We start from the raw sequence: 17,878 nt of genomic DNA, 5'->3' as shown, positions 1-17,878 counted from the left end.
CGTCGTTGCGGAGGGTGTGGGATTCTCCCCACCGCCCCTCCACGCGCCGCTGCGCGACACGCGGAGCCTCCGGCGGCGTGGGCCCAACTCCGTTCGAACCCGCTCAGCTCGTCATAACGACGAAAGCGAGCCCCTGCGGGGCCCGCTTTCGTCGTTGCGGAGGGTGTGGGATTCGAACCCACGGGACATTGCTGCCCACCGGTTTTCAAGACCGGGTCCTTCGGCCGCTCGGACAACCCTCCCGACGCGCAGAATGCACGCGCCGAACGGGCCGAGTCTAGTCGACCCGCCGACGGCTCAGAGGCGGCGCAGCACCTCGGCGACGCCGCCGTCGAGCACGGATGCGGTGACTTCACCCGCCGCATCCTGCACTTCCTGCGGACCCTGTCCCATCGCGACAGCGCGGCCGCCGTGCTGCTTCGCCCACGCGAACATGCCGACGTCGTTGCGGCCGTCGCCCATGACGAGGACGTTCTCGGGCGCCACCTCGAGCCACTCGCGCACGAGCGCGAGCGCCGTGCCCTTGTCGACGCCCTTCGGGGCGATGTCGAGCCAGGCCGTCCATCCCACGGCGTACGAGACCTGGTTGAGCCCCACGCGATCGACCAGCTCGACGAAGTCGCCCTCGTTGTGCTCGGGCGAGACCACGACGACACGGGTCACCGGCTGGCGCGCGAGCTCCTCGAAGGCGACCTTCGACGCGCGGTCGAGGTTCCAGTCGTCCATGTAGTCGGTGTACTCCCGGCGCCCGTCGGGCAGCTCGACGAGGTAATGCGCGTCGGGCAGGTGCTCGCGAAGCAGCGTCAGCACCTCGGCCGCATCGAACGTCTCGACGTGTCTGCGCTCGTAGACGAGGGATGCGGGATCCGCCGCGCCCACTCGCGCCATGATCACCGCGCCGTTCGAGCACACGGCGTAGTCGGGCGCGATCTGCAGGAGTTCCTGGATGCCGCGGGTCGCCTCCCAGCTGCGCCCGGTGGCGAGCATCACCTCGTGACCGGCGCGTCGCGCATCCGCCACGGCCTCGACGATCCCGGGGCTCGGCGACTCGTCCTCGAGCAGCACCGTGCCGTCGATGTCGAGCACGATCAGCATCCGCTCCGCATCCGCGGCCGCGATCTCCTCGACGAGAGCGGCAGCTTCGGCCGGCGTCTCGATCTCGATCTCTCCGGTCGCCGGCAGCCGCGCCTCACTCACGCGATCGGCTCCAGAACCTCGAGGCCGCCGAGGAAGGGCCGCAGCACCTCCGGCACGGTGACCGAGCCGTCGGCGCGCTGGTGCGTCTCGAGCAGCGCCACGATCCAGCGCGTGGTCGCGAGGGTTCCGTTCAGCGTCGCGACCGGCTGCGTCTTGCCCTCCTCGGGGCGGTACCGGATCGACAGGCGCCGAGCCTGGTACGTCGTGCAGTTGCTCGTGCTGGTGAGCTCGCGGTACGCGTCCTGCGTCGGGACCCATGCCTCGATGTCGTACTTGCGCGCTGCGGAGGAACCGAGGTCTCCCGCGGCGACGTCGATGACGCGATACGACAGACCGAGATCCTGCATCATCCGCTCCTGCATCTCGACGAGGCGCAGGTGCTCGGCCTCGGCTTCGGCCGGGTCGACGTAGACGAACATTTCGAGCTTGTTGAACTGGTGCACCCGGATGATGCCGCGGGTGTCCTTTCCGTACGAGCCCGCCTCGCTGCGGTAACAGGTGGACCAGCCCGCGTAGCGCTTGGGCCCGCGGCCCAGGTCGAGGATCTCGTCCATGTGATACCCGGCCAGGGGCACCTCGCTCGTTCCGACGAGGTACAGGTCTTCGTCGTCGAGGTGGTACACCTCGGCGGCGTGCTTACCGAGGAATCCGGTGCCGCGCATGACCTCGGGGCGCACGAGCGTCGGCGGGATGATGGGGGTGAACCCGGCCTGCAGGGCGCGATCGAGCGCGAGGTTCATCAGCGCGATCTCGAGGCGCGCGCCGACACCCGTGAGGAAGTAGAAGCGACTGCCGGAGACCTTGGTTCCCCGCTCCATGTCGATCGCGCCGAGCAGCTCGCCGATCTCGAGGTGGTCGCGCGGGGTGAAGTCGAACGACGGGATCTCGCCGTGCGTGCGCAGGGTCACGAAGTCGTCCTCACCACCGACGGGCACGCCCTCGATGACGATGTTCTCGATCTTCGCGAGCGCCTCCGCGGCAGCCTCCTCCGCCTCGGTCACGGCGGCCTGTGCGGCCTTGACCTGAGCGCTCAGTTCCTTCGCCTCGGCGACGAGCGCAGCCTTCTCCTCCTTGGGGGCGGCGGCCACCCTCTTGCCGTGCGCGTTCTGCGCGGCACGGAGCTCTTCGAACGCCGTGATGGCCGATCGCCGTTCGCGATCGGCGGCGAGCGCCGCATCCACCGTCTCCGCGGACTCGCCGCGGGCTTCCTGGGAGCGCTTGACGAGCTCGGGGTTATCGCGAAGGAGGGCCAGATCGATCACCCGTGAAGTCTAGACGCGGCGGGTGCGCCGCGGATTCCGCCCGCCATGTCCCACTTCCCGCAACGCACGTCCCACTTCCCGCAGAGCATGTCCCAGTTTCTGCAGAAATCGACCCCGGAAACTGCAGCAAGTGGGACACGGATGCGGAGACAACCGCGAAACCTGCGGCAAGTGGGACATGCGGAGGAGACAGTCCCGAGCAGCACCACCGCCCGAGACGCCACAGTGCGCCCGCGGCCCTACTCTGTGAGCATGACCTCGGATGCCGCCGCCGTCCGGCGCGCGGCGCTGGTCTACAACCCCGTGAAGGTCGACGCCCGTCGCCTGCGTACGCAGGTCGTGCACGCCGCCGAGCAGGCGGGATGGGCCCCGCCCCTCTTCTTCGAGACGACCCCCGAGGATCTGGGCCAGGGTCAGACGCGCAGCGCACTCTCGCAGGGAGCGGATGCGGTGCTGGTCGCCGGCGGCGACGGCACGGTGCGTGCGGTCGCCGAAGCCCTCGCCCACACGGGGGTGCCGCTGACGATCGTGCCCAGCGGCACGGGAAACCTCCTCGCCCGCAACCTGCGCCTCCCCCTCGACGACCCCGACCGCGTGATCGCCACCGCGTTCGCCGGCGACACGGTGATGATCGACGTCGGCTTCGCCGAGTTGCACCGCGTCAATGGGGCTCGCGAGACCCACGCGTACGTGGTGATGGGCGGTATCGGACTGGATGCGGCGATGATCGCCAACACCCGTCCGTCGCTGAAGAAGAGCGTCGGCTGGGTCGCCTACGTCGACGGAGCGGCACGCTCGCTCGTCGGGGCCGCGCCGTTCCGCATCGTCTACCAGGTGGGCGACCAGCGCCTGCACTCCGCCCGCGTGCAGAGCGTGCTGTACGCGAACTGCGGGTCGCTGCCCGCGGGGCTCTCCCTCATTCCCGAGGCGTCGGTGATCGACGGGACCATGGACGTCGTGCTGTTCCAGCCCAAGGCATGGTGGGGGTGGCTGTTCGTCTGGCGCCGCGTCGCGTGGGACAACAGCGTGCTGCGCAGGTTCCGCGCCGGCCGCCGGGTGCTGCAGTTGCGCACCCGCGACAACGCCGTGCGCTACATGCGCGGGCGGACGATGGAAGTCGCCGCGGCCGAACCGCATCCGGTGCAGCTCGACGGCGACGAGTTCGGGGAGGCCGTGCGGATCGTGAGCCGCATCGACGCCGGCGCGCTGCGCGTGACCGTGCCGGCCGGGCACGACCTCAGCCGGCTCTGACTGTCAACCCTTCGACTCCGATTCCGGCCCGTTCGCGAGGATGAGCGGGTGAGCAGCCCCACCCTCGTCTGGTTCCGCGACGATCTTCGCCTCGCCGACAACCCGGCCCTGCGCGCAGCGATCGACCGCGGCGAACCGGTCGTCGGGGTGTATGTGCTCGACGAGGAGTCGCCCGGTGTCCGCGCCCTCGGCGGCGCCGCTCGCTGGTGGCTGCACCACTCGCTCGCCTCGCTCGGCGAGCGCCTGCGCGAGCGCGGCGGCAGTCTGGTGCTGCGCCGAGGCGCCGCCGCATCCGTGCTCCCGGAGCTGGTGTCGGATGCGGGTGCCGGTGCCGTCTTCTGGAACCGCCGCTACGGCGGACCGGAACGCGAAATCGATGCCGGCCTCAAGCAGAGCCTGCGCGATGACGGCCTCGAGGTGCGCTCGTTCCAGGCGTCGCTCCTGTTCGAGCCGTGGACCGTGCGCACCGGCTCCGATACCCACTTCTCCGTGTTCACGCCCTTCTGGCGCGCCTGTCTGCATCTGCCGGCACCGCGGGCCCCGTTGCCGGAACCGCGGGAGATCGACGGGGTGGGCAGGACGCCCGCATCCGACGCGCTGGACGATTGGCAGCTGCTTCCGGCACAGCCCGACTGGGCAGGGGGCCTGAGGGAGACGTGGGAGCCGGGCGAGCCCGCCGCGCGATTCCGGCTCCGAGAGTTTCTGAAGGACGATCTCGCGGGCTACGACACCGCACGCGACGAGCCCGCCGCGGGGGTCACCTCCCAGCTGTCGCCGCGCCTGCGCTGGGGCGAGCTGAGCCCCTTCACCGTCTGGCACGACACCCTCGCGACCGGCGCGGATGCGGGACGCTTCCTCTCCGAGGTCGGCTGGCGCGAGTTCGCCTGGCACACCCTGTTCCACTTCCCCGATCTCGCCCGGGAGAATCTGCGTCCGGCCTTCGACGCGTTCCCCTGGCCGCGGCTCCAGCGCTCGCACCTCGAGGCGTGGCAACGGGGGCGCACGGGGGTGCCGCTCGTGGACGCCGGGATGCGGGAGCTGTGGCACTCCGGGATCATGCACAACCGCGTGCGCATGGTGACGGCCTCGTACCTGATCAAGAACCTGATGATCGACTGGCGCCACGGCGAGCAGTGGTTCTGGGACACCCTGGTCGACGCGGATGCGGCCTCCAACCCGTTCAACTGGCAGTGGGTGGCGGGATCAGGCGCGGATGCAGCACCGTACTTCCGGATTTTCAACCCCCAGACCCAAGCGGAGAAGTTCGACAAAGATGGTCTCTACGTCTCGCAGTGGGCCCCGGATTCCGCATCCTTGGACCCGCTCGTCGACTTGGGGGCATCGCGCAAACGCGCGCTGGACGCGTACGAGCACGTGAAAGCCGCCGCGCGCTGAGCGCCCTGGAAGGACCCGAGATGCCCCGTACCGCCGGCAGGCTCCTGCTGCCAGGTGCCGCCGCTGCCGCGCTGGCCCTCGCGGGGTGCACGGCTGCGGGTCCCGACGTCTCTCCGGTAGACGTCCCAGACGCACCCGTGGAAGCTACCCACCCCGGCACGACGCTCTCGGTCGGCGACACGGCATGGGTGAAGGTCCCCGCCGCGAGCGGCGACACGGAGCTCGTGGGCGCAACGGTCCTCTCGATGGATCCCCTGGCTCCCGAGAAGATCGACGGATACACCGAGAAGGCGGAACTGAGCAGCCGGCATCCGTTCGCGATCGTCGTGCAGTACACGTGGACGCCGGTCAGCGAGTACGACAGCACGACCCGCACCGTGCCGCTCATCCCGATCGAAGCGGACGGTTCGTTCGCCGGATGGCTCGCGAACGACGTCGGCAACGTCGCGATGGGCGATGCGGATGCGTGCGGACTGTCGCTTCCCGAGCCGGAGGACGGGACCGCCCTGGAGTGCTGGGTCGCCCTGACGACAGGGCCCGATCTGGGCGGGGTCGAGTTCAACGGCACCAGCCGAGCCGCGACGTTCCCCGACGAGGAACACCCCTACGCCCAGCAGCCCGTCACCTGGAAGCCGTAACCGACGGCTCGATCCGGCGCGCCGCGGAATGCGGGGGCCCGCATCGGCCGTGAACGCCCCTACTCTCGCGTGCGACGGCGCGGAGCGAGCACCAGCGCAAGCGCGCTGCCGACGACGGCGGCGAGCAGCATCCACGTCGAGCGCTGCTGCTGAGCGTCGGCGCACACGTCATGCACGTTCGATACGACGGAGCTCATCTGGTCGGCCGTGGGCGACTGGCCCTCGTCCAGGTAGCCGACGGCGACGAGCCACTCCTCAGCGATCTCGTTCTGCTGCGGGGTGAGGTTCGATACCAGGCTCACGCCCTCGATCGGAGCGAGCACCGCTCGGCACTCGATCGAGCCCACCCAGTTGGACAGCGCGGCGGATGTCGGAGCGAACCCCAGCCACGCCACGCCCGCCACCGTCACCACTGCCACGGCCGCGCTCAACCAACGCATCGCTCCCCCTCGCATGCGGCCCACCATATTCAGCATCGCCGGGTCGCCGGGGAATGCTTCCACAGCCGCTTCGGTTGCCCTCTGCGATGAGCATCACCGTTTCCGTCCTCGACCTCGTTCCCGTGCGCACCGGCCAGACCAGCGCGCAGGCCGTCGCCGCATCCCTCGACCTCGCCGAGCGCGCGGACGAGCTGGGCATCGGCCGCTACTGGTTCGCCGAGCACCACAACATGCCCGCGGTGGCCTCGACGAGCCCGCCGGTGCTGATCGCGGCGGCTGCCGCACGGACGAAGCGGATGCGGGTCGGGTCGGGCGGCGTGATGCTCCCCAACCACTCGCCCCTCATCGTCGCCGAGCAGTTCGCCGCGCTCGAGGCGCTGGCGCCGGGCCGCATCGACCTCGGCATCGGGCGTGCGCCGGGCAGCGATCCGGTCATCACCCAGCTGCTGCGCCGCAGCGGCACCACGAGCGATGTGGAGCAGTTCCCGCAGCACATCGCCGACATCCTCTCGCTCACGAGCGACGCGGGCGCCACGGTGCGCTTCACCTCCGGCGACACCTACAGCGTGCACGCGACGCCCGCCGCGACGACCCTTCCCGAGGTGTGGCTGCTGGGGTCGAGCGACTACTCCGCGCAGCTCGCCGCCGCATCCGGCCTGCCCTACGTCTTCGCGAACCACTTCGCCGGCGACGGCCTCGAACGCGCGCTGACGCTGTACCGCGACCAGTACCAGCCCTCCGAAGCGCACCCGAGCCCGCGCACCTTCGTCACGGCGAACGCGGTCGTGGCGCCGACGGAGGCCGAGGCATGGGAGCGTGCGCTGCCGCAGCTGCGCATGATGTCCCGCATCCGCTCCGGCCGTCCGCTCGTGCCGATGGAGACGGTCGAGCAGGCGCGGGATGCGGAGGCACACGACAACCTCGCCGCGCACATCATCGACAACGCCCGCCGCACCTGGTTCGTCGGGGCGCCCGAGCAGACCGCCGATGCCCTCCGCGCGTTCTCGGCCCGATACGGCGTGGACGAGATCATGGTCTCCCCCGTCGCCGGCGCCTACGACGCGGAGCCGTTGGACACCGCGGGCGGGCGGGCCCAGACGCTCGAGCTGCTCACCCCGCTGCTCGCCGCCTGACGCGGGCGGGTCAAACCTCGGGCTCGCCTCTCCCGTCCGGAGAGCCCGCGCTCAGCCCCCTCTGTTCCCCTGTCACAGATCGACGCTTTCGGCGCGGTCTGTGACAGGGGAACAGTCCACCACCCCGCTCGACTGTCACAGACGGACGGCGGCGGCTCGATCTGTGACAGGTGAGCGCCCGAGGCGGGCGGGTCAGGCCTCGGGTTCTCCGCTGACGAGCGCGCGCAGCCAGTCGCGGGCCTCGACGAACACGTCGTCGGAGTACCGCTCGGGGTAGCGGTTGATCGCACGATCGGCCCGCGGGTACGAGCCGAGGAAGATCACCTTCGGACTGAAACGACGCAGCCCCATGAGGGCGTCGGCCACACGCTCGTCGAGGACGTGCCCGTCGGCGTCGATGACGAATCGGTACCGGCCGAGCGCGTCGCCGATCGGACGGGATGCGAGCAACGACAGGTTGATCCCGCGCGTCGCGAACTGCTCCAGCATCTCCATGAGCGCGCCGGGGTACTCCTCCGGCAGCTCCACGATCAGCGAGGTCTTGTCCGCTCCGGTGGGTGCCGGCGGCGCCACCGTGCGGGCCACCAGCACGAAGCGGGTGACGGCGTCCTTCTTGTCGCCGAGGCCCTCCGCGAGCAGGTCGAGTTCGTGGTGCTCGAGGATGCCGGGAGGGGCGATGGCCGCATCCGCATCGCTGGTTCCGTCGAGCAGACCGAGGGCGGCGGCGACGTTGCTGGATGCGGGCAGGTGCGCGTGGGCCGGGAGCTCACGGCTGAGCCACTGCAGGCACTGCGCATACGCGACGGGGTGCGCGGCGACGAGCGAGACGTCCTCGAGACGCTGCCCGGGCCGGCCCACGAGGACGAAGTTCACCGGCACGAGGTACTCGCCGATGATGCGCAGCCCCGGCATCGTGGCCAGCGCGTCCTGCGCCGTGGAGACGCCGCCGTCGACCGAGTTCTCGATCGCGATCATCGCCGCATCCGACCGACCCTCGACGACATCGGCGAGCGCCTCGCCCACGTTGCGCACCGAACGCCAGATCTGACCGCGCGCCTCAGGCACCTGCGCGAGTGCCGCCTCCGTGAAGGTGCCGGCCGGACCCAGGTAGCTGTAGGTACGACGGGCGACGGATGCGGTGCTCACGGGCACTCAGCCTAGACCGCCCCCGAGCGCCTCCGGTGAACACCGGAAATGAGGCCGCCGAGCGCCAGGAGAGTGACGACGCCCTGCCGGCACGGCAGACTAGTGACATGAGCCGTGCCGGACAGCCTGCTGAGCCTTCTGATCTGATCGACATCGACGAGCTGATCGCCGCCTACTACGACCTGAAGCCCGACGCCTCGGTACCCGCCCAGCGGGTCGTGTTCGGCACGAGCGGTCACCGCGGGTCGAGCCTGTCGACCAGCTTCAACGAGAACCACATCCTCGCCACCACCCAGGCGATCGTCGACTACCGGGCGGGTCAGGGCATCACCGGCCCGCTCTTCCTCGGCCGCGACACCCACGGCCTGTCGCTGCCGGCCGAGCGCACGGCCATCGAGGTGCTCGTCGCCAACGGTGTGGACGTGCGCGTCGACGCCCGCGACTCATGGGTTCCCACCCCCGCCCTGAGCCACGCGATCCTCACCTACAACCGCGATCGCACCGCCGACGACGCGGGACGCGCGGACGGCATCGTCGTGACGCCCTCCCACAACCCGCCGCGCGACGGCGGCTTCAAGTACAACCCGCCCCACGGCGGACCCGCCGACACCGACGCCACCTCGTGGATCGCGGATCGCGCCAACGAGCTCATCGCCGCGGGGCTGGCAGGCGTCAAGCGCACTCCCTACGCCGATATCGACAGCGACACCCTCGCGCAGTACGACTTCCGCGAGGCGTACGTGCGCGATCTCGACGCGATCATCGACATCGAAGCGATCAAGAAGGCCGGCATCCGCATCGGCGCCGACCCGCTCGGCGGCGCGTCCGTGGACTATTGGGCGCTGATCGCCGAGCACTACGGCCTCGACCTCACGGTCGTGAACCCCGACGTCGACCCGACGTGGAGGTTCATGACCCTCGACTGGGACGAGAAGATCCGCATGGATCCGTCCTCGCCCAATGCGATGGCCGCGCTCGTCGCCCGACGCGACGAGTACGACATCCTCACCGGAAACGACGCGGATGCGGACCGCCACGGCATCGTCACCCCCGACGCGGGCCTCATGAACCCGAACCACTACCTGGCGGTCGCGATCGACTACCTCTTCTCGCACCGGCCCGGATGGCCCGCCGAGGCCGCCGTCGGCAAGACGCTCGTGTCGTCGATGATCATCGACCGCGTCGTCGAGGCGCTCGGCCGCACCCTCTACGAGGTCCCGGTCGGCTTCAAGTGGTTCGTGCCGGGCCTGCTCGACGGGTCGGTCGCGTTCGGCGGCGAGGAGTCCGCCGGCGCATCCTTCCTCCGTCAGGACGGCACCGTGTGGACCACCGACAAGGACGGCATCCTGCTGTGCCTGCTCGCCGCGGAGATCCTCGCGGTGACGGGCAAGACCCCCTCGCAGCGCTACGCGGAGCTCGAAGACACCTACGGCGCATCCGTGTACCAGCGCGTCGACGCCCCGGCGACCCCCGAGCAGAAGGCGGCGCTGGCGAAGCTCTCGCCGGATGCGGTCACCGCCACCGAGCTGGCCGGCGAGCCCATCACCGCGAAGCTCTCCCACGCCCCCGGCAACGGCGCGGCGATCGGGGGGCTCAAGGTCGTGACGGCGGACGCGTGGTTCGCCGCGCGCCCGTCCGGCACCGAGGACGTCTACAAGCTCTACGCGGAGTCGCTGCGCGGCGAGGCCCACCTGCACGACGTGCAGGACGAGGCCCGTGCCGTGGTGTCCGAGGCCCTCTCCGGCGCCTGATCCTCGGCGGAGCCCCGGCATCCGGGGCCGCCCGCATCCGGGGCTGCCCGCATCCGGGGCCGCCCGCATCCGGGGCCGCCCGCATCCGGCGGTCCCCGCTGCGGGCTCATGCCCCCCCCACTTTTCCGCGAGACTGCATTCTCATCACGAGATCACGGGTAAACACAGTGATCTCGTGACAAAGATGCAGTCTCGCGGTCTTGGGGTGGGCGCGAAGAAGGGGGCGGAGCCGGCGTTCGGCTCCGCCCCCTTCTTCCGGGTTACTCCGCGGGTGAGCGGCGGCGTGTGGAGACGCCGACCAGCAGCGAGCCCAGCAGCAGCGCCCCGAGGGCGAACGGCAGGGTCGGGCCGAGGTCGAGGCCGGTCACGGCCAGCGGACCGGATGCGGCACGCACCTCGAGCGGCACCCAGCCGATCACCGCGCCGGAGGCATCCGTGACGACCAGCCGGTGCTGGCCCGCGGGTGCATCCGCCGGGACCGTGACCGTGATCGTGCCCGCCGTCGAGACGACCTTGGTCCCGAGATGCATCGGCGTGGAGAACAGCCAGGCGTCGACCGACGAACCGGCGCGGGACGCACCGACGCCGATCGTGATCGACGATCCGGCCGTCACCGCGTCTGGTGCCGTGATGCCGCCGCGCGTCGCGTCGGTCAGAGCCGACTCCGCGGGCGCCCCGGCGCCACCGGTGCCCGGCAGACCTGGGTTGCCGGGCTCGCCCGGCGTGCCGGGTCCGTCCGGGCCCCCGGGGTTGCCGGGTGCCGCGGCCACCACGACCGCGGCCGAGGTGGCCGTGCCCGCGACGAAGCCGTCGGCGGATGCGGTGACGACCGCGCGCAGTTCGTGACCGAGGTCGGCCGCGGTCGCGGTGTACGTGGCAGCGGTCGCCGACGCGATCGGCTGGTCGTCACGGGTCCAGGCGTAGGCGAGGGTGGCGTCGGCGGGGTCGCTCGCGCCGACCTGTGCGGTCAGGGTCGCACCCACCTCGGCGGCGCCCGAGAGCGACACCGCGCCCACGACGACGTGACGCGTCACCGCGATCTTCACCGTGCGGGAGGTGCCGTCGACGGCGGTGACCGTGATGGATCCCGCACCACCCGCATCCGCGGGCTGCACGATCTCCACCGATGCCTCGTCATCGACAGGCACAGCCCCGATCCTCGGCCAGGCCGCCCCGTCCGTGTCGATCGTGTACTCGTCGCGGGCCGGGTCGAACCCGTCGAGCAACGCATTATCGACCGTGACGCGGGCGAGGTCGGCGACGCTGGAGGCGGACGCCGCGAGCGCGTTGATCTCGACTTCGGACACGATCATGTGCGTGTTCTCACGGGCCTGCATCACGATGCGCACCTCGTCGGCGACGACGCCGCCCAGCGGAACCTCCACGATCGGCGCGCCAGATTCCGGAACCGGAACCGCGATGTCCTCGCCGGCGATCCAGCTGCCGCCCGCGGTTCGGTGCTCCACGCGGAGGGACTGGGCCCAGCTGGCCGTGCCGTCGCGATAGAAGTACACCTTCACGTTGGACACCTGCTGCCTCGAGCTCAGCACGTACGTCAGGGTGTCCTGCGTGTTCTTCGCGCCGGAGCGCCAGTTGGACCAGCCCTTGTCGGTCGTGATGCCGTTCTTCGTGCGGTCGACGCTGTAGCTCGGGCTCTCGGTGAACGTCGCCGCTGCCCGGCTGTCGCCGGCGACGTTGCGCGTGCCCGGCGCCGTCACGATGACGCTGAGCCACGCCTCGATCATGGCGCCGCCGGGCAGGGTGATCGACCCGGGAACCGTGACCGTACCCGGCTGCGCGAAGTCGGCGTCTCCGACTCCGCTGAAGTCCCAGGTCACCGGCGCGTCATAGGCGGTTCCGCCCAGGCGCACCTCGGCAGGCACCGTTGCGGGCGCCGCCGCCGTGACGCTGTCGACGGTCGCGCCGGCATACGTCGTGATCGAGACGGGACGCGTCGCCGTGTAGGCACCGACCTCGACCGTGGCCGCGACCTCGAAGCCCGCACCGAAGACATCCGTCCCCGCCCCGGGCACCTGCACGGTTCCCGGGGCGGAGAAGTCCGCGCCGGCCAGGTCCCACGTGACGGCGGCCGTGCGCTGCACGCCACCTCGGTAGTTCAGTGTCACCGTGGTCGGAAGCTCGGGCTGCTCACCGACGGCGGTCGCTGCCGTGACGGGCGCGACGCTCGTCACCCGCGTGGAGGCGGGCGTCCATCGCTGGTTGCCGCCGTTGTTCGAGGTCCACGTGCCCACCGTCGTGCCGTCGGCCGTGCCCTGCCCGTTCACATCGAGCACGCGCTCCGCAGATGCGCTCAGCAGCGAGTAGGTGCGCCCGTCGGTCGTGGACGGGATCCACTGCAGCGCCGGATCGGATGCGGCAGCCGCCGCATCCGCCGACACGAGCGTCGTGCTCGTGCCGTTCACCGCGAGGAAGCGCCCGTCGCCGGCCTCGAGGGCGATGCGGTGTCGGTTCGTTCCCTCGCCGGAGATCGAGTGCACGGTCCACGCTTGCGCAGGTGCCGCATCCGCTGTCGTCGCACCCGTGCGGATCGCGAGGCCGTTGGGGTCGGCCGCGAGGGCCTTGCCGCTCTGGACGCCGAAGAGCTGGTACGTCTCGCCGTCTTCGAAGACGGCCGCATCCGTCGCGACGCCCGAGACGCCCGACACGACGAGCGTCGTGACCGACTTCGCCGGCAGCGTCACCGTCGCGGACTTGGAGGCCGCGTCGACCGGAATGGCCGTGCCCGTCACGAGCGCGTGGTCGGTGACGTCACCGGCCGACGACTCGGTCGTCACGATGGGAGTGACCGTGGCACCGGGAGCGATGGTCGCGAAGCGGGACAGGTCGACCTGCACCGTGCGCTCGGACGCCTCGGAGTTGATGTGCACCAGGGTCACGCCGTCGCCTTCGGCCGTGAGCGCCGCGGTGGTCTGCGTGTCGTCGGTGGGGATGAGACGGTCGCCCGGCTCGATGTAGTGCGTGAAGTTGCGCACCGTGTTGAACTTCGAGTTCGTCAGCACCTTGCACGAGGGGTCTGCGTCGCCGTCGGCGAGACGCCGCTCCGAGTTGCCGTCGGCGTCGCAGTCGAAGTCGATGAAGACGCTGCCCCAGTTGAGCTTTTCGACCTTCTCCATGTTGTAGAGGTCCTCGACCGGCTGCCAGAACACCCAGGCGGTGGGCTCGAGTTCGCGCAGATCGTCGACGATCCGCGTCGCCATGCCGATGCCGTTCTCGATGTTGGTCTGATTGAAGCCGCTGCCCCCGTTCCAGTCACCCTCGACCTCGCTCATCCAGAGCGGCTTGTCGGACGCCTTGGCGATGTCGCGGGCGATCAGTCGATCCCCCGTGCCGTAGGTGTGCACGTTCAGCTGGTCGACGAGCCCCTTGGATTCGGTGCTCCAGCCGTTCCAGTTCTGCACGAACTTCGACGGGTTGGTCTCGTCCATCGCCGAGATGCTCACATCGGTCGTCGTGCCGGGCTCTGCCAGGCGCGCGGCGAGCGCCTTGATCATCTGGTCCTGCCGCGTCGGCCCGATGTGAGCACCCTCCTGGCGGCTGGCGCTGGTGGGCCAGGTCTGACCGTTCGGGATGCGGGTCTGCCAGTAGTCGGTGTTGGGCTCGTTGAACGGGTCCAGCGTGTCGAACGTGATGCCGTGAGTCTTCTCGAGCTCCTCGACCACGTTCACGAGGTAGCTCGAGAACGCCGCCATGTCCTCGGGGGCGAGCTGCTCACTCGTGGCGTTGTTGATGCCGCCCGAGACGTACCCGCTCTGCGTGAGGAAGTACGGCGGGGAGTTGCTGAAGGCCTCCCAGTGGGTGATCTTGTCCTTGAGGGCGTCGAGCCACCACCGCTGTCCCTGATCCGCATCCCAGTTGTAGTGATCGGGGTTCTCGCCATCCCAGGCGGCGGCATAGCGGTCGCGGTCGGCGTAGGTCGAGGTGATCTCGCCCTCGTCGTCGCTCTCGGCGAGGTCCGGGTTCCACCAACCCGGCACCGCGCCGCCGGGGCGCAGGTAGGACGGAACGTCCGTCGCGTTGCCGCCGCCGATGTTGTAACGCGCGATGTTGAGGTTCAGACCGTCTTCGCCGAACACGGCGTCGAACAGCTTCTGGCGCACCTCGGTCGGGTAGCCACCGGTCGCGTTCGCGAACCAGACGAGACTCGTGCCCCATCCTTCGAACGGGTCGGATGCGATCGCGGGATTCGGGGTGATGCGCACGCTGCTCGCGGCGTGGGCCAGCGGAGGTGACACCGCGGCTCCCGCGACGAGAGCGCTGGCGCTGAGGGTTCCGACGCACAACAGCGACAGGAATCTGAGGGACTTCATCGTCGATCCTTCCGGCCGCGTCGTCGCAGCCCTGGGGGATGGTGTTTCGTGTTGACGTAAACATGTTGACGTCAACACGAAACATAGCGGATTCCCAGTCGTCCGCACAACGCCCTCCGCGCGCCGCATCCGCATCCGCGAACGCGCGCCGCACTCCCGCATCCACGCGCCGCGCTCCCGGGGCACCACCTCCCGCGAGACAGCATCTCCATCACGAGATCACGGGTAATGACAGTGATCTCGTGCTGGAAATGCAGTTTCGGCGGATGGATGGGGCCCCGGCCCAGGGCGGCGCGGGCAGGGCGGGTGGGACGGGTGCCCTAGAGAGGCGCGACGAGGTCAGCGGATGCGGGGGCCCGAGCTCTGGCGCACGACGAGCTCGGTCGGCACGAGCGTGCGGTCGTCCACCCGCTCGCCCTCGATCTCGGCGAGGAGGGCACGGATGGCGCCCGAGCCGACGCGGTCGAAGTGCTGGCGCACGGTGGTCAGCGGCGGCCAGTAGTTGGCCGAGTCGGGCATGTCGTCGAAGCCCACGACGCTGACGTCGTCGGGCACCGCGCGACCCGCCTCGTGCAGGGCGCGCACGACCCCGAGCGCCATCTGGTCGTTGGAGACGAACACCGCGGTGACCGAGGTGTCGCGGGCGAGCCTCGTGCCGATCTCGTACCCCGAGTCGGCCGTCCAATCGCCGACCTCGACCTCGGGCACGGGTGCGCCCCGGCGCTCGAGGGTCTCGCGCCAGGCGTCACGCCGGCGCTCGGCCGCGTACGACTCGAGCGGACCGGACACGTGCCACACGGTCTCATGCCCGAGATCCAGCAGATGCTCGGTTGCCAGGCGAGCCCCCTGCGCCTGATCGTTGTCGACCACGGGGTAGGCGTAGGCGGCGTGCGAGTCGACGACCACGACGGGGAGCCCGCTGGGCAGCGCGATCTCTGACTCGTCGAGGCGGTGCGACTCGATGAGGATGACGACGCCGTCGACGGCGTGCTCGCGCAACCGCACGAAGGCACCGGAGACATCGGTCTGCGACGCCGTCTCGACGGTAATGAGCGTCAACGAGTACCCGGCGGATGCGGCGACGGAGGCGACCGCATCCAGGGTGCGGGTGTTGCCGTAGCTCGAGAGCGAGAACATGATCACGCCGATCGAACGGAACTTGCCCGAGCGCAGGGCCCTCGCGGCGCTGTTGGGCCGGTAGCCCAGCTCGTCCATGGCGGCGAGAACGCGGGCGCGGGTGTCGGGGTCGACGTTCGCGCGCCCGTTCGCGACCCGCGACACGGTCTGCCCGGAGACCCCGGCGAGAGCCGCCACATCCGCCATCGACGTTTCGCGGCGGCGCGCACGAGGTTCGCCCGGTGTTGCTGCCGTGACGTGGCTCATGCCCGGATCCTCCTCGATGTTGACGTTGACATGTTAGCGAGAGCGGAGTTATGTTTACGTCAACATACCGCGGAACCCGAATTCTGCGGAGGATTGCGTTCACAGAAGAGGCATCGGACGATGACGACCACAGCGGCTCCCCCACCCGCGCTGCGCGCCCCCAAGCGGCGGCGCTTCGCGGTCGACCAGAAGGGCTGGCTGTTCGTCGCCCCCTTCGCGATCGTGTTCGCACTCGTGTTCCTGGCGCCGCTCGCCTACTCCCTGTATCTCAGCTTCTTCCGCGAGCAGATCGTGGGCGGCAACGCGTTCGTCGGCATCGACAACTACATCACCGCGTTCACCGACACCAAGCTGTGGGACGGCTTCCTGCGCGTGCTGCTGTTCCTGATCATCCAGGTGCCGATCATGCTCGTGCTGGCCCTCGCCGCGGCGCTCGCGATCGACAGCGCACGCCTGCACGCCTCCGGTTTCTACCGGATCGTGATCTTCCTGCCCTACGCGGTACCGGCCGTCGTCGCGGTCCTCATGTGGGGCTACATCTACGGCGACCAGTTCGGCCTCGCCGGCAACATCAACGACCTGTTCGGCGCTCAGGTGCTCACACCGTTCGTGCCCGAGTGGATGATGGTCTCGATCGGCAACATCGTGACCTGGCAGTTCGTCGGCTACAACATGCTGATCTTCTACTCGTCGCTCAAGACCATCCCCGGCGAGCTGTACGAGGCCGCATCCCTCGACGGCGCCGGCACCTGGCGCACGATCTTCTCGATCAAGCTGCCGGCTCTGCGCGGCTCGATCGTCATCGCCACGATCTTCTCGATCATCGGCAGCTTCCAGCTCTTCAACGAGCCGAACATCCTCAAGCCGCTGGCCCCCAACACGATCACGACGTTCTACACGCCCAACATGTACGCGTACAACCTGTCGTTCGCCGGCCAGCAGTACAACTACGCCGCCACCGTCGCGATCATCATGGGCCTCATCACCGCGATCGTCGCCTACGTCGTGCAGCTGCGCGGATCCCGTCAGGAGATGCGATGACCGCCCCCGCCTTCGCCCGCACGTCGCCGTTCATGCGGCGGAAGTCGCTCATCCTCACCATCGTGATGAGCCTGTTCATCCTCTACACGCTGCTGCCGCTGTTCTGGCTGCTGATCAACGCCACGAAGGAGCAGGGCGACCTGTTCACGACGTTCGGTCTGTGGTTCGGCAACGGTTTCCACCTGTGGGACAACATCGTGGAGACCTTCACCTACCGTGACGGGATCTTCCTGCGGTGGCTCGGCAACACCCTGCTCTATGTCGTCGTCGGCGCCGGCGGCGCCACGCTGCTCGCGACCCTCGCCGGATACGGCCTGGCCAAGTACAACTTCCGCGGCCGCAAGGCGGTCTTCGCGGTCGTCATCGGCGCGGTGGCCGTGCCCGGCACCGCCCTCGCCGTTCCCACCTTCCTCATGTTCAGCCAGATGGGTCTGACAAACACCCCGTGGTCGATCATCATCCCCTCGCTCATCAGCCCCTTCGGCCTCTACCTCATGTGGGTGTTCGCCAGCGACGCCGTGCCGACCGAGCTGCTGGAGGCTGCGCGCATGGACGGGGCGGGCGAGTTCCGCACGTTCTTCACGATCTCGGTGAAGCTGCTGACCCCCGGCATCGTCACGGTCGTGCTCTTCACGGTCGTCGCCACCTGGAACAACTACTTCCTGCCGTTGATCATGCTGAGCGACCCCGCCTGGTATCCGCTCACGGTCGGTCTGAACCAGTGGAACGCGCAGGCGACCGGTGCCGCCGCCGAGCCGATCTACAACCTCGTGATCACGGGCTCGCTCCTGTCGATCATCCCCATCGTCGTCGCCTTCCTCATGCTGCAGCGGTTCTGGCAGTCGGGGCTGAGCGCCGGAAGCGTCAAGCAGTGACGAGGGGCACTGTCTGACACCCGATTCCCCCTCACCAC

13 protein-coding genes and 1 tRNA gene are annotated in these 17,878 nt (G+C 69.6%); 7 read left to right on the top strand and 7 right to left on the bottom strand.

Translation table 11 applies throughout. The features are described 5' to 3' along the window. Nucleotides 1-157 precede the first annotated feature (157 nt). The 3 genes from KYX17_RS09085 to serS all read right to left on the bottom strand — a co-directional run bounded on the left by KYX17_RS09085 (nt 158) and on the right by serS (nt 2,459). Nucleotides 158-242, bottom strand: a tRNA-Ser gene (locus tag KYX17_RS09085). 55 nt (nt 243-297) lie between these two features. Then, entirely contained in the window at nt 298-1,197 is a 900-nt protein-coding gene (locus tag KYX17_RS09080) for an HAD family hydrolase (RefSeq protein WP_243226672.1), read from the bottom strand. Continuing rightward, nucleotides 1,194-2,459: a serine--tRNA ligase gene (serS, locus tag KYX17_RS09075; protein WP_243226671.1), complete on the bottom strand. Its 1,266-nt coding sequence runs from the start codon at nt 2,457-2,459 to the stop codon at nt 1,194-1,196. Before serS ends, KYX17_RS09080 begins: the two co-directional genes overlap by 4 nt. A 252-nt stretch (nt 2,460-2,711) precedes the next feature. Between serS and KYX17_RS09070 the strand changes: the two genes are divergently transcribed. The 3 genes from KYX17_RS09070 to KYX17_RS09060 are packed head-to-tail and all read left to right on the top strand — an operon-like array spanning nt 2,712 to nt 5,743. Further along, a complete protein-coding gene (locus KYX17_RS09070) occupies nt 2,712-3,710 on the top strand; it encodes a diacylglycerol kinase family protein (protein WP_243226670.1) in 999 nt (332 codons plus the stop codon). A 48-nt stretch (nt 3,711-3,758) separates the two neighbouring features. Then, nucleotides 3,759-5,105 (top strand): deoxyribodipyrimidine photo-lyase, encoded by a 1,347-nt coding sequence (locus KYX17_RS09065; RefSeq protein WP_243226669.1) that lies wholly within the window; start codon nt 3,759-3,761, stop codon nt 5,103-5,105. 20 nt (nt 5,106-5,125) lie between these two features. Next, nucleotides 5,126-5,743 carry a hypothetical protein gene (locus tag KYX17_RS09060; protein WP_243226668.1) on the top strand — a complete coding sequence of 206 codons (618 nt, stop codon included), beginning with the start codon at nt 5,126-5,128 and terminating at the stop codon, nt 5,741-5,743. A gap of 59 nt (nt 5,744-5,802) precedes the next feature. Here KYX17_RS09060 and KYX17_RS09055 read toward each other — a convergent pair whose 3' ends face one another. Beyond that, complete coding sequence (locus KYX17_RS09055; protein ID WP_243226667.1) at nt 5,803-6,183, bottom strand: hypothetical protein; 381 nt, start codon at nt 6,181-6,183, stop codon at nt 5,803-5,805. Nucleotides 6,184-6,269: 86 nt separating this feature from the next. Here KYX17_RS09055 and KYX17_RS09050 point away from each other — a divergent pair, with 86 nt between their 5' ends. Then, entirely contained in the window at nt 6,270-7,316 is a 1,047-nt protein-coding gene (locus tag KYX17_RS09050; protein ID WP_243226666.1) for an LLM class flavin-dependent oxidoreductase, read from the top strand. A gap of 192 nt (nt 7,317-7,508) precedes the next feature. On the opposite strand, the gene pheA is transcribed toward KYX17_RS09050, so the two are convergent. Continuing rightward, nucleotides 7,509-8,462 (bottom strand): prephenate dehydratase, encoded by a 954-nt coding sequence (pheA, locus tag KYX17_RS09045; protein WP_243226665.1) that lies wholly within the window; start codon nt 8,460-8,462, stop codon nt 7,509-7,511. A 107-nt stretch (nt 8,463-8,569) separates the two neighbouring features. Between pheA and pgm the strand changes: the two genes are divergently transcribed. Next, a complete protein-coding gene (gene pgm / locus KYX17_RS09040) occupies nt 8,570-10,213 on the top strand; it encodes a phosphoglucomutase (alpha-D-glucose-1,6-bisphosphate-dependent) (protein ID WP_243226664.1) in 1,644 nt (547 codons plus the stop codon). 260 nt (nt 10,214-10,473) lie between these two features. Here pgm and KYX17_RS09035 read toward each other — a convergent pair whose 3' ends face one another. Further along, nucleotides 10,474-14,541 (bottom strand): glycoside hydrolase, encoded by a 4,068-nt coding sequence (locus KYX17_RS09035; protein WP_243226663.1) that lies wholly within the window; start codon nt 14,539-14,541, stop codon nt 10,474-10,476. A gap of 339 nt (nt 14,542-14,880) precedes the next feature. Beyond that, nucleotides 14,881-15,924 (bottom strand): LacI family DNA-binding transcriptional regulator, encoded by a 1,044-nt coding sequence (locus KYX17_RS09030; protein ID WP_243226662.1) that lies wholly within the window; start codon nt 15,922-15,924, stop codon nt 14,881-14,883. Nucleotides 15,925-16,044: 120 nt separating this feature from the next. Between KYX17_RS09030 and KYX17_RS09025 the strand changes: the two genes are divergently transcribed. Further along, nucleotides 16,045-16,965 carry a carbohydrate ABC transporter permease gene (locus KYX17_RS09025; RefSeq protein ID WP_243226661.1) on the top strand — a complete coding sequence of 307 codons (921 nt, stop codon included), beginning with the start codon at nt 16,045-16,047 and terminating at the stop codon, nt 16,963-16,965. Beyond that, nucleotides 16,962-17,840 carry a carbohydrate ABC transporter permease gene (locus tag KYX17_RS09020; protein ID WP_192900654.1) on the top strand — a complete coding sequence of 293 codons (879 nt, stop codon included), beginning with the start codon at nt 16,962-16,964 and terminating at the stop codon, nt 17,838-17,840. Before KYX17_RS09025 ends, KYX17_RS09020 begins: the two co-directional genes overlap by 4 nt. The last annotated feature ends 38 nt before the right edge of the window (nt 17,841-17,878 follow it).

Source organism: Microbacterium sp. CIAB417, from assembly GCF_022788845.1.
The sequence above is the reverse complement of the archived record's forward strand: the minus strand, read 5'-3'. Positions and strand labels throughout refer to the sequence as shown.

What these genes read in the sequence shown, in the direction of transcription:
- KYX17_RS09060 (WP_243226668.1), top strand. Translation starts at nt 5,126, where the DNA reads ATGCCCCGTACCGCCGGCAGGCTCCTGCTGCCAGGTGCCGCCGCTGCC.
- KYX17_RS09050 (WP_243226666.1), top strand. Translation starts at nt 6,270, where the DNA reads ATGAGCATCACCGTTTCCGTCCTCGACCTCGTTCCCGTGCGCACCGGC.
- KYX17_RS09070 (WP_243226670.1), top strand. Translation starts at nt 2,712, where the DNA reads ATGACCTCGGATGCCGCCGCCGTCCGGCGCGCGGCGCTGGTCTACAAC.
- KYX17_RS09020 (WP_192900654.1), top strand. Translation starts at nt 16,962, where the DNA reads ATGACCGCCCCCGCCTTCGCCCGCACGTCGCCGTTCATGCGGCGGAAG.
- pgm (WP_243226664.1), top strand. Translation starts at nt 8,570, where the DNA reads ATGAGCCGTGCCGGACAGCCTGCTGAGCCTTCTGATCTGATCGACATC.
- KYX17_RS09035 (WP_243226663.1), bottom strand. Translation starts at nt 14,541, where the DNA reads ATGAAGTCCCTCAGATTCCTGTCGCTGTTGTGCGTCGGAACCCTCAGC.
- KYX17_RS09030 (WP_243226662.1), bottom strand. Translation starts at nt 15,924, where the DNA reads ATGAGCCACGTCACGGCAGCAACACCGGGCGAACCTCGTGCGCGCCGC.
- KYX17_RS09025 (WP_243226661.1), top strand. Translation starts at nt 16,045, where the DNA reads ATGACGACCACAGCGGCTCCCCCACCCGCGCTGCGCGCCCCCAAGCGG.
- KYX17_RS09055 (WP_243226667.1), bottom strand. Translation starts at nt 6,183, where the DNA reads ATGCGTTGGTTGAGCGCGGCCGTGGCAGTGGTGACGGTGGCGGGCGTG.